This is a genomic window from Desulfosporosinus sp. I2 (genome assembly GCF_000960765.1).
In the GTDB taxonomy this organism is placed as follows: Bacteria; Bacillota; Desulfitobacteriia; order Desulfitobacteriales; family Desulfitobacteriaceae; genus Desulfosporosinus.
The window spans coordinates 1-23,453 of the sequence record NZ_JYNH01000001.1 but is presented as its reverse complement, the minus strand read 5'-3'; the positions used below and the strand labels follow the sequence as shown (position 1 = coordinate 23,453).

Annotated in this window: 23 protein-coding genes, 1 pseudogene and 2 riboswitches; of the genes and pseudogenes, 21 read left to right on the top strand and 3 right to left on the bottom strand. The window is 40.8% G+C overall.

The window, feature by feature from the left end:
- Positions 1-305: 305 nt before the first annotated feature.
- Genes UF75_RS00110 through UF75_RS00100 form a run of 3 tightly spaced genes read left to right on the top strand, consistent with a single transcriptional unit; the run spans position 306 to position 3,399 of the window.
- Positions 306-1,001, top strand: a complete 696-nt coding sequence (locus tag UF75_RS00110; protein ID WP_242860045.1) for a GNAT family N-acetyltransferase — start codon at positions 306-308, stop codon at positions 999-1,001.
- A 13-nt stretch (positions 1,002-1,014) separates the two neighbouring features.
- Positions 1,015-1,782, top strand: a complete 768-nt coding sequence (locus UF75_RS00105; RefSeq protein WP_045572567.1) for an NRDE family protein — start codon at positions 1,015-1,017, stop codon at positions 1,780-1,782.
- A 45-nt stretch (positions 1,783-1,827) separates the two neighbouring features.
- Positions 1,828-3,399, top strand: coding sequence for an ASKHA domain-containing protein (locus UF75_RS00100; RefSeq protein WP_045572566.1), 1,572 nt, complete (start codon positions 1,828-1,830; stop codon positions 3,397-3,399).
- Positions 3,400-3,467: 68 nt separating this feature from the next.
- Here the strand turns inward: UF75_RS00100 and UF75_RS00095 are convergent, their stop codons facing one another.
- On the bottom strand, positions 3,468-4,469 hold the full coding sequence (locus tag UF75_RS00095; RefSeq protein ID WP_045572565.1) for a methyl-accepting chemotaxis protein: 1,002 nt from the start codon (positions 4,467-4,469) through the stop codon (positions 3,468-3,470).
- 136 nt (positions 4,470-4,605) lie between these two features.
- Entirely contained in the window at positions 4,606-5,007 is a 402-nt protein-coding gene (locus UF75_RS00090) for a hypothetical protein (protein ID WP_045572564.1), read from the bottom strand.
- A 238-nt stretch (positions 5,008-5,245) separates the two neighbouring features.
- On the opposite strand from UF75_RS00090, the gene UF75_RS00085 reads away from it, so the two are divergent.
- From UF75_RS00085 to galE, 18 genes and pseudogenes are all read left to right on the top strand, one after another.
- Positions 5,246-5,527, top strand: coding sequence for a hypothetical protein (locus UF75_RS00085; protein ID WP_045572563.1), 282 nt, complete (start codon positions 5,246-5,248; stop codon positions 5,525-5,527).
- 91 nt (positions 5,528-5,618) lie between these two features.
- Positions 5,619-5,810: pseudogene (locus UF75_RS00080) on the top strand (ArsR family transcriptional regulator); the annotation flags it as partial.
- An 11-nt stretch (positions 5,811-5,821) separates the two neighbouring features.
- Positions 5,822-5,980 carry a hypothetical protein gene (locus tag UF75_RS27915; RefSeq protein WP_156146138.1) on the top strand — a complete coding sequence of 53 codons (159 nt, stop codon included), beginning with the start codon at positions 5,822-5,824 and terminating at the stop codon, positions 5,978-5,980.
- Positions 5,981-6,530: 550 nt separating this feature from the next.
- Positions 6,531-7,499, top strand: a complete 969-nt coding sequence (locus UF75_RS00075; protein WP_045572562.1) for an efflux RND transporter periplasmic adaptor subunit — start codon at positions 6,531-6,533, stop codon at positions 7,497-7,499.
- A gap of 16 nt (positions 7,500-7,515) precedes the next feature.
- Positions 7,516-8,169, top strand: a complete 654-nt coding sequence (locus UF75_RS00070) for an efflux RND transporter periplasmic adaptor subunit (protein WP_045572561.1) — start codon at positions 7,516-7,518, stop codon at positions 8,167-8,169.
- A 15-nt stretch (positions 8,170-8,184) separates the two neighbouring features.
- The gene (locus UF75_RS00065) at positions 8,185-9,810 is read left to right on the top strand and encodes a DHA2 family efflux MFS transporter permease subunit (RefSeq protein WP_045572560.1); all 1,626 of its coding nucleotides are present in this window, start codon (positions 8,185-8,187) and stop codon (positions 9,808-9,810) included.
- Positions 9,773-10,234, top strand: a complete 462-nt coding sequence (locus tag UF75_RS00060; RefSeq protein WP_045572559.1) for a MarR family transcriptional regulator — start codon at positions 9,773-9,775, stop codon at positions 10,232-10,234. The genes UF75_RS00065 and UF75_RS00060 overlap by 38 nt, the downstream gene beginning before the upstream one ends.
- Before the next feature lie 79 nt (positions 10,235-10,313).
- A riboswitch (purine riboswitch) is annotated at positions 10,314-10,415 on the top strand.
- Between the two features lie 347 nt (positions 10,416-10,762).
- A complete protein-coding gene (locus UF75_RS00055; protein WP_045572558.1) occupies positions 10,763-11,926 on the top strand; it encodes an alanine--glyoxylate aminotransferase family protein in 1,164 nt (387 codons plus the stop codon).
- Between the two features lie 336 nt (positions 11,927-12,262).
- Positions 12,263-12,748 (top strand): DUF6323 family protein, encoded by a 486-nt coding sequence (locus UF75_RS00050; RefSeq protein ID WP_045572557.1) that lies wholly within the window; start codon positions 12,263-12,265, stop codon positions 12,746-12,748.
- Positions 12,745-13,584 carry a DUF6179 domain-containing protein gene (locus UF75_RS26050; protein ID WP_052692934.1) on the top strand — a complete coding sequence of 280 codons (840 nt, stop codon included), beginning with the start codon at positions 12,745-12,747 and terminating at the stop codon, positions 13,582-13,584. The genes UF75_RS00050 and UF75_RS26050 overlap by 4 nt, the downstream gene beginning before the upstream one ends.
- 50 nt (positions 13,585-13,634) lie before the next feature.
- Positions 13,635-14,117: a hypothetical protein gene (locus UF75_RS26045; protein WP_207642464.1), complete on the top strand. Its 483-nt coding sequence runs from the start codon at positions 13,635-13,637 to the stop codon at positions 14,115-14,117.
- A 160-nt stretch (positions 14,118-14,277) separates the two neighbouring features.
- Positions 14,278-14,379: riboswitch (purine riboswitch) on the top strand.
- Positions 14,380-14,559: 180 nt separating this feature from the next.
- Positions 14,560-15,363 carry an FAD binding domain-containing protein gene (locus UF75_RS00040; RefSeq protein ID WP_045572556.1) on the top strand — a complete coding sequence of 268 codons (804 nt, stop codon included), beginning with the start codon at positions 14,560-14,562 and terminating at the stop codon, positions 15,361-15,363.
- Positions 15,348-15,797, top strand: a complete 450-nt coding sequence (locus UF75_RS00035; RefSeq protein WP_045572555.1) for a 2Fe-2S iron-sulfur cluster-binding protein — start codon at positions 15,348-15,350, stop codon at positions 15,795-15,797. The genes UF75_RS00040 and UF75_RS00035 overlap by 16 nt, the downstream gene beginning before the upstream one ends.
- Position 15,798: 1 nt before the next feature.
- On the top strand, positions 15,799-18,075 hold the full coding sequence (locus tag UF75_RS00030; protein WP_045572554.1) for a molybdopterin cofactor-binding domain-containing protein: 2,277 nt from the start codon (positions 15,799-15,801) through the stop codon (positions 18,073-18,075).
- A gap of 156 nt (positions 18,076-18,231) precedes the next feature.
- Positions 18,232-18,573: a MazG-like family protein gene (locus UF75_RS00025; protein ID WP_045572553.1), complete on the top strand. Its 342-nt coding sequence runs from the start codon at positions 18,232-18,234 to the stop codon at positions 18,571-18,573.
- Positions 18,574-18,703: 130 nt separating this feature from the next.
- The gene (locus UF75_RS00020; RefSeq protein ID WP_082074943.1) at positions 18,704-19,726 is read left to right on the top strand and encodes a hypothetical protein; all 1,023 of its coding nucleotides are present in this window, start codon (positions 18,704-18,706) and stop codon (positions 19,724-19,726) included.
- Positions 19,727-19,917: 191 nt separating this feature from the next.
- The gene (locus UF75_RS00015) at positions 19,918-20,760 is read left to right on the top strand and encodes a DegV family protein (RefSeq protein ID WP_045572552.1); all 843 of its coding nucleotides are present in this window, start codon (positions 19,918-19,920) and stop codon (positions 20,758-20,760) included.
- A 401-nt stretch (positions 20,761-21,161) separates the two neighbouring features.
- Positions 21,162-22,154 (top strand): UDP-glucose 4-epimerase GalE, encoded by a 993-nt coding sequence (galE, locus tag UF75_RS00010; RefSeq protein WP_045572551.1) that lies wholly within the window; start codon positions 21,162-21,164, stop codon positions 22,152-22,154.
- An 85-nt stretch (positions 22,155-22,239) separates the two neighbouring features.
- Here the strand turns inward: galE and UF75_RS00005 are convergent.
- On the bottom strand, positions 22,240-23,453 hold a 1,214-nt coding region (locus UF75_RS00005; protein ID WP_045572550.1), incomplete at its 5' end, for an acyl-CoA dehydrogenase family protein.

Genomic DNA, 23,453 nt, shown 5'->3' with positions numbered 1-23,453 from the left:
GTCTTTAGACGAGAGATTAAAGTAAGGCTTCTTATATCAAGTTCACACTGGTCGAAGCTGGAAAAAAACCTTATAATATATTGTGGAGTAACTTTTTGGAGGCATATAGCAAATAATGACGATAAAAGCTTATCAAAGTCTAAGTGAGAAAGTTATTAACGAGGTCCTTAACCTAGAAAGCGTTTGTATTGACCATGATAATCTTAAAGGCAGCCATTTTTTTAGAGTCCTCCTTGAACGTTGATCCAACCATTAAAAGTTTTTTTCTTATATATGAAAAAGGCGAGTTAATAAGCATGATATCAATGTTCATTCCTACGAAGCACGAGGCTGAGATTTCAGCTTATACTTTGCCGAAATTTAGAAAGCAGGGATATTTTAAGAAGTTATTAACTAATGCGGTTAACGAATTAAGGAGATTTAATATTTCGGACATTCTATTTGTCAGTGAAAAAACCTCAATTTCAGGTAGAAAGGTCCTCAGAGCTCTTGACGCTAAGTATGAACATACAGAGTATTTCATGAGATTCAATAAGGCTGGATATGTATCTATGGATACGTACCGTTTGGAATATCGAAAAGCAGAACTAAAGGACCTTGAGAAGACTATTTCAACTAGCATGAAGATTTTCAATGACAGTTATGAAGATTCGAAAGGTTTATTAGAGAAATGTTTTGGAACGGAAACTCGAGAACAGTATCTGGCCCTTTTGAATCATGAGATTATTGGAATTGGTTCGGTAAATTTGGAGGGTGAAGACGTATCAATTTTTGGTTTGGGACTAATCTCTGAATATCGGGGCAAAGGTTATGGCAAAGAACTACTTCATCTCATGATCGATAATTTATTGCTAAGAGGAAGAACGGACCTTACAATTGTGGTTAATAGCGAAAATATAAATGCTTTAGGGCTATACCAACAGACGGGTTTTCAGATTGATGTGGCTTATGAGTATTACCGCAAAAGAGTAAGTGAACTATGCCCACTTATAGGAGACTGAGGGGGGGAGCTATATGTGCTTGATTATTTTTGCGTATGACTGTCACCCGCGTTATCGCTTAATACTAGCGGCAAATAGGGATGAGTATTTTTATCGCCCGACGGAATATGCTCATTTCTGGGAATCTCACCCTTGGGTTTTAGCGGGCAGAGATTTGGAGATGCTGGGAACTTGGATGGGAATAACGCGATCAGGCCGTTTTGCGGCATTGACAAACTTTCGGGATCCTTCCTCACAGATTCTGAAGGCTAAATCTAGGGGGAAGTTAGTCAGCAACTTCTTATGTATAGATGAAAACCCAATCAATTATCTTCAAGGGGTTATTGAGCAACGAGACCTCTATAATCCATTTAATCTCTTAGTAGGTGATTCATCAAGTCTTGTCTATTATTGTAAACAAACGTCGGAGGTTAGGGAGCTTAAACCCGGGATATATGGTCTTAGTAATCATCGTCTAGATACTCCTTGGCCTAAAGTTCAAAAGAGTAAACAAGCTTTAGCAAATTACATAGACAATAATACCTTGATCGATTCACAAGCTCTTTTTGAAATCTTGGCAGATGAGAAAAAAGCTCAGGATCACGAACTGCCGATGACAGGGATTAGTTATGAGCTCGAGAAACTACTATCCTCAATCTTTATCGGAGGAACTGATTATGGAACGAGGTCGTCCACGGTCCTATTAATTGATCGAAATAATCGATTAACTTTTAAAGAGAAAAGCTATTATCAAGGGCGGAAAGACTTTTTTGAAGTTTGTCATGAGTTTCAGTTGGATTAATTGAAGTGGGAATCACAATGAAGAATAAGATAAAGAAGGTACGCTATGTCAAACCATCAAAAACCCGTAATCCTTGCGGAGCAAGTTCAATCTCCTCTCATTAACCTTAAGCCATTAACTAGAAAAGTTTACTTGTCTCTGAACCCACCAAGTTCACTGGATAACCGAGCGGATGTGGACCAAGTTCGTCAGATGCTGGAGCGCAGCTACGGCTGTGTTAATGTACCTCTGGCACTTATGCCTAGGATTCCCGTTATATGCCGAAGCGCCAAGTGGCAGCTCACAGCCACTTTAGCGGACAACGGACAAGGCTGGACCGTAATCGATATAGAACCAGGCGATACTACCCGAGAACATTTCGGGTTGGCCATCGACATAGGAACTACAACCGTGGTTGTGTACTTAATTGATCTCTGTGAAGGTACAGTTCTAAGGCATGCCGCTGATTATAATGACCAAATAGTCATGGGTGAGGATATCTTGACCCGCATTCGCCATTCTGGAGAACTTGGTGGCTTAGCAAGATTGCAAGCTGCAGTTTTAAATACCTTAAATCGTTTGATTAAAAGTCTTTATCCACTGCCTATTGAAACGGGTAAGATTACTGCTGCAGCTATTGGAGCGAATACAACGATGATTCATCTTTTGCTAGGGCTTGATCCTGCTTCGATTTGCCGTGCTCCCTATACTCCTATCGTAAACAATCCGGGTTTTATTTCGGCAAAAGAAATAGGACTTGAGATTCACCCCTTGGCTCCAGTTTATTGCTTACCGAGTATAGGGAGTTATCTGGGTGGAGACGTCATAGGGGGAATCTTAGTTAGTGGTATGCACCAACAGTCTGATATTTCCCTTTTTGTTGATATCGGAACGAATGGGGAAATCGTGTTAGGGAATGAAGAATGGCTAGTCGCCTGTGCGGGTGCAGCAGGACCAGCGCTAGAAGGCGGAGTCACAACCTATGGTATGCGAGCAGAACCCGGAGCGGTAGACCATGTTGCCATAGATCCAAAGACGGGTTGGATAAGCTATTCGACCGTTGGTAATCTCCCTGCCCGAGGTATTTGCGGCTCGGGCTTGGTGGACACACTTGCCGAGCTTTTCCTCAGCGGTTTTATTAATCGAAATGCCCGTTTTCAGAACGGACTTCAGGAGTTTGTTGTAGTCCCTGCCCATGAAGCGGCTTCCGGGGAAGACATTGTTGTTTCGCAGGTCGATATTAATAATTTCATGGCTACTAAAGGGGCAGTCAACTCGGCTACGGATCTATTGATGGAAAACGTCGGCTGTGCTTGGCAAGAGATTAGCCATTTCTATGCAGCTGGGGCATTTGGTCAGTATTTACCGATCGAGTCAGCTGTTACAATAGGTCTCTACCCTGATCTTCCACGTTCGGCGATCGTACGCCTGGGCAATAGTTCAGGCGAAGCTGCTCGCCAAGTGCTTCTATCTCGCAGTAAGCGACTTGAAGCGGAAGCGATAGCAGGCAAGGTGACTTATTTCGAGCTAAATGCTAATTCCGCCTTCATGGACAAGTTCAGTGGCAGTAAATTTCTTCCCCATACTGACCTAGATCGTTATCCTAGCGTCAAAAGGCGTCTGCAATCAAACGCTTAAGCTTAGAATTTATAGGGAGGCTATCCTTGCCGAAGGAAGGTTTGCGCCAGCCAAATTCCCGTACTAATTTAAAGGGCTTCGCTTACGAGGGCAGACCAATTTTTCCCTTGATAGGCGTTGTAGCCTCGAGTATGGGCGTAACCGTAAATTTTAGAGCCTATTGTATCCTTTTCAAAAAGGTAACCGTAGGTTTCCCCATTAATCGCCAGTTGAGCAGCCTTAAGGTGCTTTAAATTATCAGTAAGAATACCTTTGCGGCTCCGGCAGGCAATGACGTATCCGGCGTTGTTAATAATGAATATATCTCCATTCTTCCCTATACGAGCGGAATCGATAATGTCATAGATATAGTTCCAGTTGAATCGAGTAGAGAAATACCCCAATATTTGCCCTTCATCACTACGGATTGGGCAGGTATAGGCCACGGTATGAGACTTACCAACCGTTGAATAGTAAAGGTCACTGACCGATATTGTGTTTTCTGCCTTAGCAGCTTTAAACCAATCTTTATCAGCCATGTTCTGACCCATGAGTTCGTAATGAACACCAGCCGCAACGATTGTTCCTGCAGGATCCAGAACATAGAGGTCAAGATAGACTTCATAAATATCGACAAGCTTCTTTAATAATGCATTAGCTATGGAAGAACGATCTGAAGCGGATGTGCAAAAGCAATTCTTAACTTTATCAAAACCAGCCCATGCTTGGGCATCACAATTGCGTTCAAAAAGGTTCCGATCAATCTTATCGATCGTATCATAGGCCACATCGGCCATTCGCACAGCCATTACTTCGTTGGCTTTGCTTTGAATATTTTCGATAATCTTTGTACTTTCTTTAGTTGAAGCTAAGCTGCGTGTGGCGAGTTTTTTGATTTCATCCGCTACGACGCTAAAGCCACGACCCGCTTCACCAGCTCTGGCTGCTTCAATGGCTGAATTAAGAGATAGAAGGTTTGTGTGCTGAGCTATTTGTCGGATGGATTCGATGACTTGACCCATTTCTTGGTTCGCATTTTTAAGTTCGCTAAGTAGGATGGAAGTATCAATAACTAGGTTTTCGTCTGCCATATAGATTCACCTCAAATTAAAAATAGCCTACCTGAAAATCAGGTAGGCCTCGTTGCCAACTCTTTAATTATTATACGATAGACGAATGAAATTGCAAGCAAATTCATTCGTCTATGAGAAATTCTTACAATTAACTCTAATTTTCGCAATTGGGTACTTCAAACGATAAATTACTAAAGGTAAGCACATCGTTAAATTCAATAAAGTTATACTGGTTTGTCTGGGCCTTTTCCATGAGAAGGGATAGGGGGGTCGTTGTAAGGATAACATCCTTAGGTTGAAGTAATTGGTCAATAAGGCCAAAGTGTTGAGTGTTGAAACGAATAGCAATGTGAACTTCATTTTCCCAAGTTACTTGGAGGACATATGCATCCTTAAGTTCCGTTGCAAACCAATGATAAGTATATCCAGAAAGACCGGACTGATTGACAGTCCTGACTTGACCCTCAAATTCTTTGACATAGAGAATAAGCACATCTCGACCATTTTCAAGTTTGCCAAAAGCAGATTGTTCAGGTGAATAAGCCTGAGTATACATCGATCTCCCCCTTTAGGACATGCAAGGACAAGTCCGACTTGTTCCATTGCGAATTTTGGACTTAATATTACATAGTTATTATAGACTATTTGTTTTCTTTATGTAAGTATTAACATACGGGTAAGTATTAACATACGGGAACAACTTGGGTTACTCCAAGCGGGATTGTTATAACTTAGAGTCAGCCCTATAACAATAGCTTTCTAGATAGAAATGGTACGGAGGGAGAAGAGCTGTAATGGATAATCCTTGTGGAATGACTAAAGCCAATATCTTTGAAAGCACGGAAATAAACGGGACCCCTATTTACTTTGGTTCCGGAGTAAATCCCGTTAACTCCCCAGCTCAGTATTTTGTAGCTTGGGGCAAGGGGGTTCTTGCGGGTGGTTTGATTCATACCTATAATAGTAAGTCTCTAGAACAGGGAACAGAGTGGTTTACTGATGAGGATGAAGCAGAGACAAACTATACCACGATGCAGAGTTACATATTAAGTTGTTCGTCATCCAATCCTAAATAGATGACAAAAAACAGTCTTCAGTTTTAAGGGAAAGCGTGTTGGTGAACATTTTTTTTAAGAAGTATATATCTTTTGGTTTTAAAAAAGCCAATTTGATATGACGAAGCCGAGTATTTCTCACCATCTCAATGCCTTGAAGCAAGCTTTGTTGGTGACGGATAATCGAAAGGGACAAAACATCTATTATTCGCTGAATACGACAGTATTTCAAGAGGTGGTTAAATGGTTTTTTAACGCAACTCATGTTAACGAAGGAGGAATAGAAGATGCAAAAGATAAGTAAAAACCCACAGATTGGCTGCCCCATTATGGGCCTTGGGCGGTATTATCAATATATTACTGGCCTTTACGGGAACAAAGTTTACGGGAATTGGGTTCATTATTATTATTGCCGTGATATCAATAGTCCCGATTAGTTATTCATATATTGCCTATCGGCAAATTGTTGAATAATAGAAATGGGGCGAGTGATACTGGAACCCAATTAACTAATTGTTAGGATGAGTAGCATCTGCGCTTAAAGCGCAGATGCTGTGCATATGCCGGAAGATGTTACCACCAACGATGTCCCCAATGAGGGACGATAATGATTACTCCAGGATGACGACGCCAAAACCGTCTATGATGTCTTCGAGACCATCCGTCCATAATTATCACTCCTATATAAGAAATTTGTTGTCCGGTTAAATGTTCCAACTGCTCCTATTACCATTATATGGAATGCACAATTTGTCTGGTTCCCAGACCACAGGGATTTCAATAAATATTGAAGCTTAGAAAGGATCTCCACTTAAGATAGCTGGAGATCCTTTTATTCAGAATCTTTCGGTCTAGACTTTACCTTAATCTAGAACATTCTTGAATTCAATCATGGTCAGGGGAACTTATAAAAACGCAGTCGCAATTTAGGTATTGACAGAGTTTATATCTCGAGGTACATTAGACTAAGTCTAATAATAGTACGCATACGAACTGTTGCTGTACAAAGAGAAAGGGGATTGGTATGAAAAGAGTTTTATTGATTATTTTAGCAATGGTTGTTGTGCTTACAGGATGCAGTGCTACGGAACAAAAAGATATGCAAGCTGGCACTGATGTTCAGGCAAGTAAGCCAGTTTTTGTGATGGCGGGGATCATCGATGCTAACGAAAAAGCTGGGATCACAACAAAGATTTCGGCGAAAATTTCAGATATCTCAGTGGACGTAGGCTCTGTCGTGAAAAAAGGAGATAAGCTTATTTCACTTGACGTCAAAGATATTGAAGCTCAAGTAGCCCAGGCCCAAGCGGGGGTAAGTACCGCTCAAGCGAATCTAGTCAAAATGCAGTCCGGGGCTCGACCTGAACAGATAGCTCAAGCTCAGACTCTGTTAGACAGCACCAAAACTGCTTATACAAATGCAAAAAATAACTTTGATCGGAATCAACAGCTTGCTAATGCTAAGATAATATCGCAGGCACAACTGGAAACGGCTCAAACACAATTGTCTGCTGCTGAAGCTCAGTATAACTCAGCGCAAGATCAGCTGGATATGTTGACTAAAGGGGAAACAAAGGAAGCTTTGAATGTCTTGCAAGCACAAGTTAATCAAGCCCAAGCGGCGTTAGACTTGGCTAAGACTCAACTTGCCTATGGAACAATAGTATCTCCTGTCTCTGGAACAGTAAGTGCAATAAATATCAATGTCGGTGAATTGGCTTCGCCAGGAGTTGTTTTGCTAACAGTTATCAATGTTGATTCATTATACATTAAAGCTTCTCTGCCTGTCGGATTTATGGAAAGTGTAAAAGTTGGTCAGGAAGTTGTCGTAAAGGTTACAGAAATCCCCGATAAAGAGTTTTCAGGAAAAGTTTCTTTCATAGATCCTGTCATTGACTCTCGCAGTAAAAGTGTTTTGGTGAAAATTACAGTGAATAACCCTGATTTAGTCCTAAAACCCGGAATGCTAACAGAAATCGGTCTTAAAAAGTAAGGACAGGTGAAGGAAAATGAATGAAAAGCGCAAAAAGATTATTTATTTAATCATAGCCCTTATGCTCATTGCGTTTGCCAGTATCGGATTATATTACTGGTATAAAAATGCGTATTACGTTTCAACAGAGGACGCTAAAGTAATGGGGGACATTGTTAGCGTAAGTCCACAAATTACCGGAAAACTTCTGGAAATCAATGTGGAAGAGGGAGATGCCGTAGTTAAGGACCAAATTCTCGGTCGCCAGGGCATCAGTAGTGCTCAGGAAACTAACATTGATCAATCTGTTTTTAGGGCACCGATTAACGGAATTATAATTAAAAAGCAAGGAACCGTTGGAGAAGTTATTTCTCCAGGACAAACTATCGCGATGATGATAGATCCTAATAAATTGTATATTACTGCGAATATTGAAGAAACAAAACTAGGAAACATTAAGCAGGGTCAAAAGGTGGATATTACGATCGACCAGTTTTCTAATAAAAAGTTTACCGGTCGAGTTAAGTATGTCGGTCAGGCCTCTAATTCGACGTTTGCCCTTCTCCCTTCTTCAACGAGTGGTACGTTTACTAAAGTTATTCAGAAAATACCTATAAAGATTGAATTTGATAAAAGCGATAATACCTTACTTCCCGGTACGAATGCTGTTGTCAATATTCACATTAAGTGATGAGGTGAAGTAGGTATGGCAGAACATGACCATCAGGAAGGTTCGGGTGACGGTTCTTATAAGTGGGCTGCCTTGTTTGTTGTTGTCATAGGGACGTTTATGGTAATGCTGGACAGCAGTATCGTTAATATCGCAATTCCTAAAATGATGAATGTTTTTGGATCAGATTTGGATGCAGTAAAGTGGATTCTGACTGGTTACACTCTAACGATGGGTGCAGTCGTACCTATTACAGGGTTTTTAAGTGATACATTTGGAGTTAAAAAACTATTCATCTTTGCCTTGAGCTTTTTTACTGTAGGGTCATTCCTATGTGGCTTTGCTTGGAGTAATAATGCTATGGTTGTTTTCCGAGTTATCCAGGCTGTAGGTGGCGGTGCGATCATGCCCGTGGGTATGACCTATATTATGCAAGTGTTTTCAGTGAGTGAACGTGGTAAGGCCTTGGGATTCTGGGGGATCTCGGCTATGGCTGCGCCAGCCATAGGACCAACCTTAGGGGGATATATCATTCAATACATGGATTGGCGTTTTATTTTTTATGTTAATGTACCGATTGGAATCTTTGGGGTAATTTTTGCGAGCATTTTATTGAAGGATGCACCCATGAAGCCATTTAAAGGGAATTTTGACTACATTGGGTTCTTTTCTTCCATTGCAGGAATCGTCAGCTTGTTATATGTCCTAGGTGAAGGCAATACTATTGATTGGACAGATGTAAAATTTCCGCTTTTACTGGCATTTGGTTGTTTTAGTCTCTTGATATTTATAGTTAATGAATTGATGCATCCTGATCCTTTACTAGATTTACGGGTATTTAAAATATATAATTTTACCCTAAGTCAATTTATTACAGGGATAACTACTCTGGCTATGATGGGTGGAATCTATGTACTCCCTCTGTTTTTGCAAAATTTAAGAGGATATACCGCTATGGAAACAGGTTTAATTCTTTTTCCGTCGGCCATTGCTTCCGGCTTAATGATGCCCATCAGTGGGGCTATTTTTGACAAACTAGGAGCAAAGATCGTGACCGTTCCTGGCCTCATAGTCTTGGCCTATGCGACCTATAAAATGTCTCAATTTAATTTGGATACGCCGGCAATAACTATTACCTTGATAGCTTGTCTAAGGGGGATCGGACTTGGGCTTGCCATGATGCCAGTTAATACAGCTGCGATGAACGCTGTGCCGAGACATCTGTATGGGAAGGCAACGGCTCTCCAAACTACAGTTCGCAATATCATGGGCGCCGTGGCTATTACGTTTATGACCACTATCATATCTAATAAATCTAGTTTAAACTATACTAGACTAACCGAGCAGATAACCCCATTTAACCAGACTTCAAACTATCTCGCTAAAGTTTTGCAAGCGGTCTTTATGAAATCTGGATTATCTCAAGGGAACGCTCAAGGGTCTGCATTTTCGACTTTGGGAAAGATACTTTATGGTCAGGCTTATTTAGATGCTATGAACTATGCTGTTGCGTTGACAGTACCGGCAATTTTTGTGGCAATTATTTTGGTTCTATTAATGAAAAGTAGTAAGAAAACTAAAAACACGGAAAATGATCCAAGTCTTGCGAAGGGGGCCGGAGTGAATGGAACAGAAGCCCGAGCTGCAACAGCCATGGAGTAATCCTTCGGAAAGGGTGATATTTCTATTTAAATCCATTCACAAGATATATCGGGATCAACTCTATAAAAAATCTAGGCAATTTGGGTTAACTGGACCACAAATTGGCTTGATTATGGGTCTGCATAAGCATCCTGAGTCAACCTTGAATGAGATAAGTGACAGCTTAGGTCTATCTAAAAGTACTGTGTCCGGAATTGTGGATCGTTTGGTCGGACAGGGCATAGTCATAAGGGAAATTCCTGAAAACAATCGAAGAATTGTACAACTCTCATTATCACCAGAATGGCAAAAAAACAATGCCATTCACGAGCTAATCAACAAATTCATGACCGACACCCTTAGGAACGCCAGTGAAGAGGAAATGGACAAAATTATTACTGGATTGGAAATATTACACGACTTAATAAATACGAACAAAACCTGAATTTTCGAACGTTTTCTTAATTACCTAAGTAAACGTTCGAGAAATATTGACCTAAGTCTAGATTTCTTGTAAAATAGATTGAGACAAGTGAATATTAGTTCATATAGTAGCAGAGATAAGGTCTGCAAGTTTCTACCGGGCTGCCGTAAATGGTCCGACTATGAGCGAAAGTGTACCTAGGGCAACGGGTCCAAATACGGATTGACTTATCATGAAGTGAATAGCTGTATTTGGATTATAATGTTGGGTAAAATGCGATCCACAAGCCCAAGCTGACAGGTTTCTCTCACTCCACCTGAGTAGAAACAGTTCGCTTGGGTTTTCCTTGTTGTACTCAAAATCTAGGGTTCTGTTTAATAAGCAAATGCTTGGGAATAATTCTAGTACATACAGTGTAATAGCGAAGGGAGGACATCAGAGAAGTCCAGCTCAGACTTAGTCTTGTGAATTCATTGAGAACTAAAATTATGAGTTAATCATTAAAGAAATTTCAAAAATGCTTTATAAATAACAAGGGGGAAGAACACTTTGCGTAATCAAGAAATGCTACTAGTTCCAGGGCCTACACCAGTTGTAGACGAAATATATGATGCTTTATCTAGTGAAACAATGGGTCACACGGATCCCAGATTTGCGAAGATTTTCAAGAACAGTATAGAGTTATGTAAGCAAATGTACAACACGGATGGAGAGGTTTTTGTTATTGCGGGTTCGGGGACCCTAGCCATGGAAATGGCAATAATCAATACTGTTGCTCCGGGAGAAAAGCTGCTAGTTGTAAGCCATGGCTATTTTGGGGATCGCTTTATCCCTCTGGCAAAAGTCTTTGGAATACAAGTAGAAACCCTTCAAGCGAAGTGGGGCCAGCAGATCAGCAAGCAAACGGTGGAAGAAAAATTGGCTGAGGGTGGTTTCAAGGCAGTTACTGTAACTCATGTTGACACATCAACTGGAGTAATGGCAAATGTTGAAGAATTGGTTCCGGTTGTTAAAAAGGCAGGGGCACTTTTCATACTTGATGGAGTGTGTGCTTCTGCTGCCATGGAAGAGGATATGCAGAAGACATACGGACACCCAGATTACACTATCGATGTTGTGCTAACGGGATCCCAAAAAGCGATTGGGGTGCCGCCGGGACTTGGAATTGTAGCATTTGGGCCAAAGGCTTTAGCCGCACGTGAAGCGATGCCTTCGGTTATGGGGTACTACACAGATATTAAGAATTGGCTTCCAGTCATGAATGAGCCTGTAAAATACTTTGCTACCCCTCCGGTTAACATGATTTTTGCCTTTAATAAAGGCATGGAATTGGTCATGGCCGAGGGTCTGGAGAAACGTTATCGTCGCCATTATGCTCTCGGACGTGCCATGAGAGCTGGTCTAACAGTCTATGGTATGAAGCCCTTGGCAGAAGAAGCGGTCGCTGCTCCAACCTTGAGCTGCATAATCTATCCTGAAGGATTAAACGATGCGGAGTTCCGAGCGAAGTTAGCTTCGAAAGGCGTCATCGTTGCAGGAGCTTTAGCTACTTTAACTGGGAAGGCATTTCGGATTGGGCATATGGGTAATGCCACTGAAGAAATGTTTGTCAAGGCACTCCAAATCGTTGGAGAGACTCTTCAAGAGATGGGATATCCAGCTAATATAGACGCTGCGATCAATGAGTTTAAAGGGATTTATCATTCGGCCTAAAGGAACTTAAAATATCTAATACTAAAAACGCTAAATATGGGGACTTTTGTTCAAGAAACAGGCTGTAAGAATTAACTTGCAGCCTTGTTTATTACCGATAGTCAGAAAAAACAATAGAATAATATGAGAGGGGAGCCAAAAAGTACCCCTCTCATATTATTCTATATAGGTAGTTATTGAATTATCGTAGAAAATATGATATTATGAAAAATGCTCAAGAAATAATCATAAATATAACTAATACTCACTTATACAATACCACGTATTTAGAGTGTTGTCAATAGGGAAATCTATCTTTTTATCTATTTTTTAAATCATTTTTGAGAGGTGAACTTAATGTCAATCGATTTAATGCTATTTTCCGGTTCTCTTCTGCAAAAACAAGCTGTTTCAGAGATAATACTGTGCAACAAAATAACTGAACAATACGTGCTGACATTGACCGAGCAGCAGGCAATTGAACTTGTTGAAACCCGCTCCTATACCCTAAAGAATACCGGAAGAATAGAATTTGGTGGTGGTGTAATCGATAAGATAATCAAAACGTTTTGTAACTCACCATATATTTCACAGTACAATTATGCTGAAACTATCCATGAGCTTATAGAAATATTTTACTATTATAAAAATGAAACGCTTGATCTGATGAGTGACGATGAGTTAATAAAGTTTATGAAAAGTTGTTTTGACGGAAAGTGCCAAGGTTCGCTAGACATGCTTAAATGGCGCGAGCTTGAGAAAATGGCTTTCGGAATAAGGTGTGGTTATGATCGTGCATACGAAGAAATCGACAATGAAGAGCTGGAGGGTGAGGACGGGTGAATATTGAAAAGTATTCAAAAATAAAAAAGGAACTGCTAAGTGGGGAATTTTATTTTCAGTCACTTTTAGAAGAAGCATATAGGCAAGCATTGTTAAGTGATTTGGAGATGGAAGGCATTCAAATGCAATGTCTTCAGCTTTTAGCTGAAAAAGCTGAAGGCTATAATAAAGGCGAGAGTAGCTCTATTAGGGTTGAGGTGGCACAAACTATTATGGCATCGAACTTATATACAGTTGGTGTATATCTAAAATCGTTGCCCGATATATTATCTGCACTCGATAGTGTGAAGGAAGAATCTATTTCAAAACTTTATCAGCAAGGTCGCAAAATTATCAATACAAAGCTGAATGTTGCTAAGCACTTATTTCAGCTGGTCTGCCAAACGAAAATTCAAACTCCAAATTACACCTATAATGCTACAATCGAAGAAGGTATAAGGAGTTTTTTTAAACAATACAATCCGGACTATGAAGCACATGAAACTTCGGCATCTATCGACTATCAATTAATGAATCCAGTAACCGACTCGGCTGGTGTGGAATATATAACTCTGTATTTGCAGAACTTGTACATGGAAAACCTATTTTGTTCAAAGTTTGATGCCAATATCATCGATGAGGTGATGTGCGGATACGATGAAACCTACAAAGATTTACTAGTCAATGTCTTTGGACAAGTGCTTCAAAATGCTTTAGGATGTACGGTATTAAATACAGATATATTGTCTTTAAGTCTTGCACTGTCAGATATTAAGAAAATTAGAAGTACCTTAAAAAATGAAACCCAAGAAGCAATTCACGGTCTTTTACAGCAAAAATGCGGACACGGTAATTAAGAGTTTAAGCTATTACAAGCACATCCTTGAAGACCTATATCTATGCAAGTTTGCCGGAATTTGCTTCAAGAATTTACTCTGCAATAAACACCGATACATTACAAACAATACTTGTGCCACGGTTCAGCCGTATTGTAAATCAAGTTATCAATTATTCTATGGGCGAAAAAATGGATGATGAGACATATCGAAATATTGTCAATGAGGTGCTAGCTTGCAGATATATTGATGATAAGGTTCAAATCATCAAAGAGTATATAAAAACACTTGCCGATATGGAAGATGTAATTATGGATGCTGAATTGAGTGAGACTGAAGCATTAATTGTTTTCAATATGCTTGAGGATGTTGAAATTGCTGTTTTAGTTAAGCGACACCCATACCACCGAGAAATAGAGGCAATTGATTTTTCAGAAGCGGAAATTCGATTGCAGCGATATTTAGATAAGTATTTGCAAAGTATACCCAAAGTCAGATTAAAACAACTTCAAAGAACTGTTTTAAATATTGCCGATATTGAAGATATAGGATGATTTTTTTGGGGGGTCTATTGCTAAGTGTGCTTGCCATGCTGAACGAATTGGAGAATATGGGTGGAGAAAAGCTTAAAGATCGAACGATGCTAAAAGATGCTTGTTTAATGTTCGGAAAAATTGTTGACCTATGATTAAGTTTCTTGTAGAATAAGTTCTAGGCCAACAAATAAATAGTGTTCATATAGTAGCAGAGATATGGTCTGCAAGTTTCTACCGGACTGCCGTAAATGGTCCGACTATGAGCGAAAGATGTACTGGGCGTAAGCTATATTGTACAGATCCAAAGACTTGTTTAGGAAGTCTAACTTTGTTTTTGGATTAAGCCGCAGGGTCAGTTCCCAAGCGGACAGATTTCTCTCACCAATTTGAGTTGAAAGCTGTTCGCTTGGGTTTGTTTTTTCTGCAGTAACTATTTTGGACCATGTAAGGAGGGGTAGGCGTGTTTACAATAATCGATTTGGTTCAACCAAATAACCTCGACGAAGCTTATCAGATCCTATCTGATAAACGAAATAATACCATTCTTGGAGGCTGTGCTTTTCTGAAAATGGGCAAAAAACGAATTAATACTGGAGTAGATCTTACGAATCTAAAGCTTAGTTATATTCAGGAGAGAGATAATTTTATTGAGATCGGGGCTATGACAAGCTTGAGAGAACTTGAGACTCATCCCCTGTTAAAAGAGTATTATAATGGGGTGCTTCCTCAATCCGTTCGTGACATTATCGGAGTGCAATTTAGAAATGGAGTTACTGTGGGTGCTTCGGTTTATTCTAAGTACGGATTTTCTGATTTGATTACGGCGTTGTTGTGCTTGGACACGGAGGTTGAGTTGTTTAAGGCTGGAAGAATGCCTTTGGCTGATTTTCTAACTATGCCCAAGGCAAAGGACATCCTCGTTAGATTATGGATTAAAAAAACTTTGCGTCAAGCAATTTACCTAAGTTTTAGAAGCTCCGCTAGCGATTATTCGGTCTTAAATGTGGCAGTCTCTAAGCTTGATAATCACTGGACGATTGCAGTAGGCGCTAGGCCGAGTAAAGCCGCGATTGCTGTAAGTGCTTCTGCGATGTTATCTCAGGAAGTTCTAACCCTAGAAGAAATTGAAGAAATAGCACAGAAGGCATCAGAAGAGTTATCGTTTGGAACAAATCAAAGGGGGACTGCAACTTATCGGAAGGCCCTCTGCAAAGCGCTTGTCAAACGAGGAATAATGGAGGTATTGCCATGCAAATCGAACTAACGATTAATGAAAAAGCGGTCAAATGGGAAGTCGCGTTCGATGAGCTTTTAGCGGATACCCTGAGATCTCATGGATTTTTGAGTATTAAAACAGCTTGCGATACAAGCTGCTGTGGACTTTGTACTGTCTGGATTGATGGTAAATCAAGGCTTTCCTGTTCGATTCTTTCTTTACAGGCTCACGGTAAGAAAATCACAACCATAGAAGGACTTCCCAAGGAAGCAGAGGAATTTGCTCAAATACTCAGCGCAGAAGGGGCAGAACAATGTGGCTTTTGCAGTCCTGGTTTTATCATGAGTGTCTTGGCTATGAAAAATGAGCTGGTCAATCCTAGCGAGGAAGAAATTATTCACTATTTAACGGGCAATTTGTGCCGCTGTACGGGTTACATGGGACAGCTTAGAGCGATAAAGACCTTTCTGGGGGTGGCTTAGGATGAAGAGTGTTGGTCATAGTATTCGTAAAATTGATGGAATGGCGATCGCTACAGGAAAACCCGTGTATACTGAGGATTTAGCAATGGATAATGCTTTAGTGGTGAAAATTCTAAGAAGCCCACACGCTTATGCCAAGATTAGATCAATTGACCTTTCTAAAGCAGAGTCCTTGGAAGGTGTGGAATGTATCCTCACTTATAAAGATGTTCCGAACGTGCGATTTACCCTGGCAGGTCAATCTTATCCTGAACCTTCGCCCTATGATCGCTTAATCCTTGATCAGATCGTTCGCTATGTAGGGGATGAAGTAGCTATCATAGCAGCGGTGGATGAAAAAACAGCGCAACTAGCGATGAAAAGGATTAAGGTTGAGTATGAGGTGATGGAGCCTGTTTTAGATTTTGAGCAGGCTATAGGGCATTCGTCGATCGTTCATCCTGAAGAGGACTTGAGCTGTAACTTTGAGATTGGACTGAATAAGGAAAAAAATATTGCGTCTTCCTATCATGAAGAAGTCGGTGACGTTGAGGAAGAATTAAAACGATGTGCCGTAGTGGTAGAAGATGTCTATTATCCACAAGCTCAAGCGCATACCATGATGGAAACCTATCGGGCCTTTAGTTATTTGGATCATACGGGAAGGCTGATCGTGGTTAGTTCTACACAGGTTCCCTTTCATATTAGAAGACAATTAGCCCGAGCTTTGCAAATTCCCGCGAGCAAGATTAGGGTAATCAAGCCTAGAATCGGTGGTGGATTTGGTGGAAAGCAAACCGGGGCTGGGGATGTTTTTGCTGCGCTCGTAACCTTAAAGACGGGAAAACCTGCGTTGATTATTTATGACCGGAAAGAAACCTTTACCTGTACGACAAGCCGTCATGCCATGAGATTAAGGGTTAAATTAGGCGCTGACCAAGATGGAATTATTAGAGCAATCGATATGCAGGTTTTATCGGATACTGGTGCGTATGGAGAGCATGCCCCGACTGTTTTAGGCTGTGTAGGCCATTACACTCTTCCTCTTTACAATAAAACGAGAGCCGTACGGTTTGATGGGCATGCTGTGTATACAAACAAAATGCCGGCAGGGGCTTTTAGGGGATATGGAGCTACTCAGGGTACGTTCGCTCTGGAATCGATCGTGAATAAATTAGCAGAACGCTTAAAGTTGGATCCAACGGAAATTCGTTTAAAAAACATCAGCAAAGTTGGAGAAACCTTTCTTACAGGTCAGGGGGTTATGCTGGGTAGCACTTCCTTAGATCAGTGTATTGTTAGGGGAAAAGAGCTGATAGGCTGGGACGAAAAATTCCCGCGGAGAGAAGTTGGTCCTAATAAAGTGAGAGCGGTAGGTATGGCGATCACCATGCAGGGCTCCGGGATTGCCAATATCGGGACTGCCTCTGCTGAAATTCGTTTAAATGATGATGGGAACTTTACGCTACTCACAGGGGCAACAGATATGGGAACTGGCTGCGATACGATTCTCAGCCAAATGGCTGCAGAAATTTTAGAGATTCCCATGGAGATAATTATTGTTAATGCAGGAGATACGGATACGTCTCCCTATGACCCGGGGTCTTATGCTTCCAGTACAACCTATGTAGCAGGGACTGCAGTCGTAAAGGCTGCCGAGGAGCTAAAAAGTAAAATACTGGCACAGAGTGCAGCGTTTTTAGGGGTTTCCCGAGAAGATGTCGAATTAAATGGTTTAGCGGTACGCACCTTAAGCGGAGATCAAGAGATAAGCTTTGCTAAGCTAGCAGAACTCACCATTCTAGGCACGGGGAAACTCCAGTTAGTGGGCTATGCTACCCATGGTAGTGAAGTATCCCCTCCGCCTTATGTTGCTGGTTTTGCTGAGGTGGAAGTTGATCGAGAGACAGGGAAAGTAGACTTAATTGACTATGTTGCAGTCATAGACTGTGGTACTGTGATTAATCCTAATCTCGCTCGGATTCAAGCCGAAGGTGGAATCGCTCAAGGAATTGGGATGGCTCTCTATGAACAAGTAAGATATGATGAGCTAGGAAAGATGGCCACCAATACCTTTATGCAATACAAAATTCCCACGCGTAAGGATGTCGGCAAAGTGCGTATTGAGTTTGAAGTTAGCTATGAACCCACGGGCCCTTTCGGGGCAAAATCTATTGGGGAAGTTGTGGCAAATACCCCACCGCCTGCCATTTCTCATGCGATTTATAATGCAGTGGGAGTCAGAGAAAATCATTTGCCGATTACCCCGGAAAAGGTCTTTTTAGGAATGCAGAAATAAGGTATAATCGGGTTAAGATTGTGGCTCCCTTACTAAGGTAGGGGAGCTTTTTCTTTCGTTTAAGATGTTGCTACCGGATCAATAAATTTGCTTACAGGTGCTATAATAAACCAAGATTGTTTGATAGATTTGAGAAATCGAGAGGTAGTGGGAGAAATGACTACAAATAATAAAGTTGACAAAGAACCGCTTGTTTCTAAAACGGTGACATTGCCTCGTTTAAACCGCTTAAGTCCTTCCTTAGAAAGCACAGCGCTGAAGATTATGGAGGAATCTGGTGAGTTAGCTCAGGCAATAGGTAAACTAAGGGGCCTGAGTGGAGAACAACAATGCTTGGAAGAAGAAGAAGCCATGCAAATGGTGGCCCGAGAATTAGTTGATGTTGCACAGACAGCTGTCACGATGATGTTTGTTCTGGAAGAGCAATATGGGATTGATTTAGAGGCTATTCTAGAGGAACATCTAAGAAAGTTGCGCTTTAAGGGTTATTGTGATTAAGGAATAGTTTCCAAGAGGTTTTGAATGCATATGTGATTCTAGTCACGATAAGTTAGATTAGGGTTTGGTACAATTCAAGACAAGGAATTATAAAACTATTCTGACGACTGAGGAGGGGGGTATAGTATTAGTGCTTCCAGGTCAAGCTTTAACAACTGCCATGGGTATCTTGCCGCATACAGATTTAGCAGAGGCTCAGAAACTGGCGCTAACTTTAGATATTCCCTTTTGGCCCCAATTGCCGCGCTTTCGATTCAAGGAAGATATGTATGCTCAATTTTCTGAGCATTTCCCTGGGATCATAGTGGATGAAGTAAAGCAAAGTCTCCATTTCTCCCAAACACGTTTTGCTGAGGAGCTTGATGAATATCTTGAGGCCAGCAATATCCCTGATCACTTTGCCCTATCTGTTGAATCGTCTGCAGCGTTTAGGGGATTTTTGGCGGAGGACCTGTCTCCCTATAAAATGGTTCACGGACAAACGGTTGGTCCCATTAGTTTTGGGCTGAAAATATGTGATGAAGAGCGGAAACCCATGATTTATAACGATTTTGTCCGAGAGATTCTTTACGACTTTCTTGGGCATAAGATTATTTGGCAATATCATCAATTAAAACAGATCCATCCGAACCCCTTTGTTTGGTTGGATGAACCAGGCTTAGAAATGATTTTTAACTCGTTAAGTGCTTATACGTCTGAAGTCGCCCAAGTAGAATATCGAGCTTTCTTGTCTAAACTGCCGGGACCTAAGGGTGTTCATTTATGTGGTAATCCTGACTGGGCTTTTCTCCTAAACGCGGATATTGATATCCTATCTGTGGATGCTTTTACTTGGGGCCACATTTTCGTGCGTTATATAGATGAAGTAAAAGAATTTCTGCGACGTGGCAAAATAATATCTTGGGGAATTATTCCGACTTTAACCAGTGAATTAAGTCTGGAGACTGCGGAATCTCTAACTGCTCGACTGCGCGAATTATGGAAGTTTCTTAATCAGCATGGATTGGATGATGACTTAATCTTTGACCGTTCTTGGTTAGCCCCTTCCCGTTGTTGCCTTATTAATGGGGATGGAAAAACTAGTGTCAACCACTCGTTTTCGTTGTTACGAGAAATATCTCAAACTCTTCGTACTCGTTATAAGAGCGTTTGACTTGATAACCTATTCATTAAAGAGAAAGCCTTAAAAGCTGGAAGTAATACTTCTAGCTTTCTGTATATGAAATTATTTTTAGTAAACGAAAGGATTTCAAAGTCTTACACCGAAGTTACTAAGATATCTTAGTAACTTCGGTATGAGGATAGTTAATAACTCAAATATTAAGTATAATACGGAGGGTTTATATGAAAAAAATTGCCCTAGTAACTGACAGTACTGCTGACTTAACAGCAGAAATTATTAAAGAGTGTGATATTCATATAATCCCTTTGAAAGTAAGGTTTGGCGAACAAGAATATTCTGATGAAAAACTAACCAGCGAAGAATTCTACAGGCGTCTACAAGAGGATGTAGTGCTTCCAAAAACGTCACAGCCGACACCCGAGGAGTTCGGTTGTTTATACAGTAAGTTGCTTGAAGAGTATCATGAAGTGATATCTGTTCATATTTCATCGGCCCTTAGCGGTACATTTAATGCGGCTTATCTGGCCAAAGAGAAGTTTAAAGAAAAGATCCACCTTGTTGATTCTAAAACGATAAGTTTAGGTGCGGGTTTAATGATCATGGAGGCAGCTAAGAATATTAAAGAGGGTCAAGATATTACTGGGATTCTGAATAACCTTGGCAAGGCAAGAAAGAACATAGAAACTCTTTTTACATTGAATACGTTGGAATACTTGCAAAAAGGTGGTCGAATTGGAAAGGTTCAAGGTTTTATGGGGTCACTCTTAAATATTAAACCCATTATTAGAGTTGGGGACGATGGAGTGTATCACAATTCAGGAAAGGCTCACAGTCAGAAAAAGGCTTTAGATAGTGTGGTCCAGGCCTTTCAGGATTTAACAAAGGGAAGGAAACCAATCCGTTTGGCTGTCGCGCATGGCGCCGCTCTACAAGCTGGAATCTATTTAAAAGAAGTTTTGGAAAATGTCTTTCAACTTCAGACTACTGTGTTTACTCAGGTTGGATCTGTCATTGGTGTTCATACTGGCCCGGGAACTGTGGGGGCTGCCATACAGTTCGAGTAGAAAACATGCACTCTTGGGATAAACTCCCTAGGGTGCTTAAATTTCTAAAGAAATTTCCGGCATACAGCATTTAATCTTTAGAATAGGGATGATACTTTAACGAGCAATGGTGTATGATAGATTTGAAAAGTATAGACAGTTGAAGGAGATAGGGACGGAAAGGTTGAAGCATATGGGCTATGTGACGTCTGCGATTGCCTTAGGAGTTGTATTATTGTTTGCTTATGGGTTAAAATATCAACGTCTCGCGGCACAAAGGAAACGAAAAACCAAAGCTGATAAAGTATATCCTTTATCAAGAACCAAAAAACAAAGCAATTTAAGAAGAATTAAATAGTTTAAATCAATCGTCAACGATTAAGAGGCGCAATTGAGCTCGAAATACTCAGGAGGGGAATAGGATGGCGGTTTTGGTTACAGGGGGAGCCGGCTATATCGGAAGTCATACGGTTGCAGAATTTATAGATAAGGGTGAAGAAATCGTTGTCTTAGACAATCTTCAAAAAGGGCATCGTAATGCCGTTCTCTCAGGGGCTTTTTACCAAGGAGATATTCGGGATTCCGAGATACTTGAAAAGGTTTTCTCAAATCATGATATAGAGGCAGTTATTCATTTCGCGGCAGATTCTTTAGTTGGGGAGAGTGTTCAAGAACCTCTTAAATATTATGATAATAATTTGATTACAGCTCAAAGATTATTAGTCTGTATGGTGAAATATGGGGTTAAAAAAATTGTCTTCTCTTCAACGGCTGCAACCTACGGAGAGCCGGAAAGTATTCCAATTAGAGAAACGGATCGTAAGGTGCCAACGAATCCCTATGGTGAGACTAAACTCGCCATCGAAACTATGTTGAAATGGTGTGAGCAAGCCTATGGGACGCAGAGTGTCGCTTTACGTTACTTTAATGCTGCGGGCGCACATGTGGATGGGCATATTGGAGAAGATCATCGACCGGAAAGTCATTTAATCCCCATTATTTTGCAAGTGGCCGCAGGCCAGAGAGAAGTTCTAGCGGTCTTTGGAGATGATTATCCAACTGCCGATGGAACGTGTATTCGAGACTATATACATGTAACAGATTTGGCTAACGCACATTGGCTTGCTTTACAGAAACTTAGGAAAACTGGGGAAAGTGCAGTTTATAACCTAGGCAATGGAGAAGGGTTTTCAGTAAGGGAGGTTGTCGAAAAGGCAAGGGTAATCACAGGACATTCCATCCCTTTACAAATAGTCCTGCGTCGCGGCGGGGACCCTGCCATTTTGGTGGCCTCCTCGAGAAAGGCACAGGAGGAGTTAGGCTGGAAGCCACAATTTAATAGTTTAGGGCAGATTATTCAATCTGCTTGGAATTGGCACAAGAACCATCCCAAAGGGTTTGATAGCATTAAGTGAACTCTAAATTTATGAAGAACCCCCACTTCGAAAAGTCGGGGTTCTTCATAAATTATCAAATCTAAAAATCTGGAATATAAAGGGCTTAAGTATTTTGATAGGTTCTTTGAAGAGGTTTCACTTCATTCTCCCAAAGGGATTGCACAGTTCTAGGGTTCAGGATTGGCCTTTTCAGCATAGATTTCAAGAATTCTTCTTGCTGATCAGAATTATCGTAATTGGAAAGTTGAGTCAATGCGAATTGAGCGAAGTCGCGAACTAGGAAGTTGAAAATCTCATCTAGTAACTCTGCAGAGATGGAATAGATTTTAGAATTTTCGAGAATTAACTGGGCATATACAATCAAGGTAAACATTTCACCGAGTGCAAGCATATAATCGATATTTTTAAGTTGTTCAGGGTTTGGACTGGCTTGTTCTAAGAAGGAACGGAAAAGTTCAATTTGTTCTTTGAAGACAGTTACATTAGGGATCGAAACTTCTTCATAGGCCAAGCGGTAGTCAGGGAAACGGACTGAGGCAAGTTTTCCAGCTTTCTGACGAAATAAATAACTATCGTCAGCTGGCTCATCCCGCTTGGGGACTGTTGGGAATTTTTCGGGATTAAAAAAGTAATTATTAATGAACTTGATGACAAGGGCAATGTTGACATGAGTTGTCCCTTCTAAGCGGGGGATCATGCCAATATCTCGAATAGCGGTCTCAAAATATGTGTCTTGTTCAAACCCTTTGGCAGCGATAGCATCGAGAAGCATTTCAATAATTTTCATCCCTTGGGTTGTTACTTTCATTTTTTGAATGGGATTAAAAAGCAAATAGCGTCTGTCCTGATCAGAAGCAGAACGGAAATAATCTAAACTTCTAAGAGCATACAGTTTCATGGCGATCAGTCGAGCATAGGATTCTGTAAAGATTTTCTGAATATGTGGAAATTCGGTGACCTTTTTACCATATAATTCTCGATTTGAGGCATGATTAAGGGCTTCATAATAGGCGTGAGTAGAAATCCCAATGGACGCAAAACCCAATTGAAATTTACCAATGTTGATCGTGGATAGAGCTGAATCCCAAGCCAAAGGACCACTAGAAAGGATGTCATCAGAAGTGATGGGGTAATCGATGAGGTCATAATCTCCGACGTAGGCTGCACGGACCCCAGAAGTAGAGATTTTTTTAATTAATTTATAGTTGCGATGCTGGCTATCAACCACAAAAAAGACATAATCCTTGCTGTCTTTGTAACGTGCGAAGGTAGAGACTAGGGCAGCCACATTAGCGTTGCCAATATAGTATTTCCCGC

Coding starts and splice junctions, on each gene's coding strand:
- UF75_RS00110 (WP_242860045.1), top strand. CDS start 306: ATGTTCATTCCTACGAAGCACGAGGCTGAGATTTCAGCTTATACTTTG.
- UF75_RS00105 (WP_045572567.1), top strand. CDS start 1,015: ATGTGCTTGATTATTTTTGCGTATGACTGTCACCCGCGTTATCGCTTA.
- UF75_RS00100 (WP_045572566.1), top strand. CDS start 1,828: ATGTCAAACCATCAAAAACCCGTAATCCTTGCGGAGCAAGTTCAATCT.
- UF75_RS00095 (WP_045572565.1), bottom strand. CDS start 4,469: ATGGCAGACGAAAACCTAGTTATTGATACTTCCATCCTACTTAGCGAA.
- UF75_RS00090 (WP_045572564.1), bottom strand. CDS start 5,007: ATGTATACTCAGGCTTATTCACCTGAACAATCTGCTTTTGGCAAACTT.
- UF75_RS00085 (WP_045572563.1), top strand. CDS start 5,246: ATGGATAATCCTTGTGGAATGACTAAAGCCAATATCTTTGAAAGCACG.
- UF75_RS00075 (WP_045572562.1), top strand. CDS start 6,531: ATGAAAAGAGTTTTATTGATTATTTTAGCAATGGTTGTTGTGCTTACA.
- UF75_RS00070 (WP_045572561.1), top strand. CDS start 7,516: ATGAATGAAAAGCGCAAAAAGATTATTTATTTAATCATAGCCCTTATG.
- UF75_RS00065 (WP_045572560.1), top strand. CDS start 8,185: ATGGCAGAACATGACCATCAGGAAGGTTCGGGTGACGGTTCTTATAAG.
- UF75_RS00060 (WP_045572559.1), top strand. CDS start 9,773: ATGGAACAGAAGCCCGAGCTGCAACAGCCATGGAGTAATCCTTCGGAA.
- UF75_RS00050 (WP_045572557.1), top strand. CDS start 12,263: ATGTCAATCGATTTAATGCTATTTTCCGGTTCTCTTCTGCAAAAACAA.
- UF75_RS00035 (WP_045572555.1), top strand. CDS start 15,348: ATGCAAATCGAACTAACGATTAATGAAAAAGCGGTCAAATGGGAAGTC.
- UF75_RS00030 (WP_045572554.1), top strand. CDS start 15,799: ATGAAGAGTGTTGGTCATAGTATTCGTAAAATTGATGGAATGGCGATC.
- UF75_RS00025 (WP_045572553.1), top strand. CDS start 18,232: ATGACTACAAATAATAAAGTTGACAAAGAACCGCTTGTTTCTAAAACG.
- UF75_RS00015 (WP_045572552.1), top strand. CDS start 19,918: ATGAAAAAAATTGCCCTAGTAACTGACAGTACTGCTGACTTAACAGCA.
- galE (WP_045572551.1), top strand. CDS start 21,162: ATGGCGGTTTTGGTTACAGGGGGAGCCGGCTATATCGGAAGTCATACG.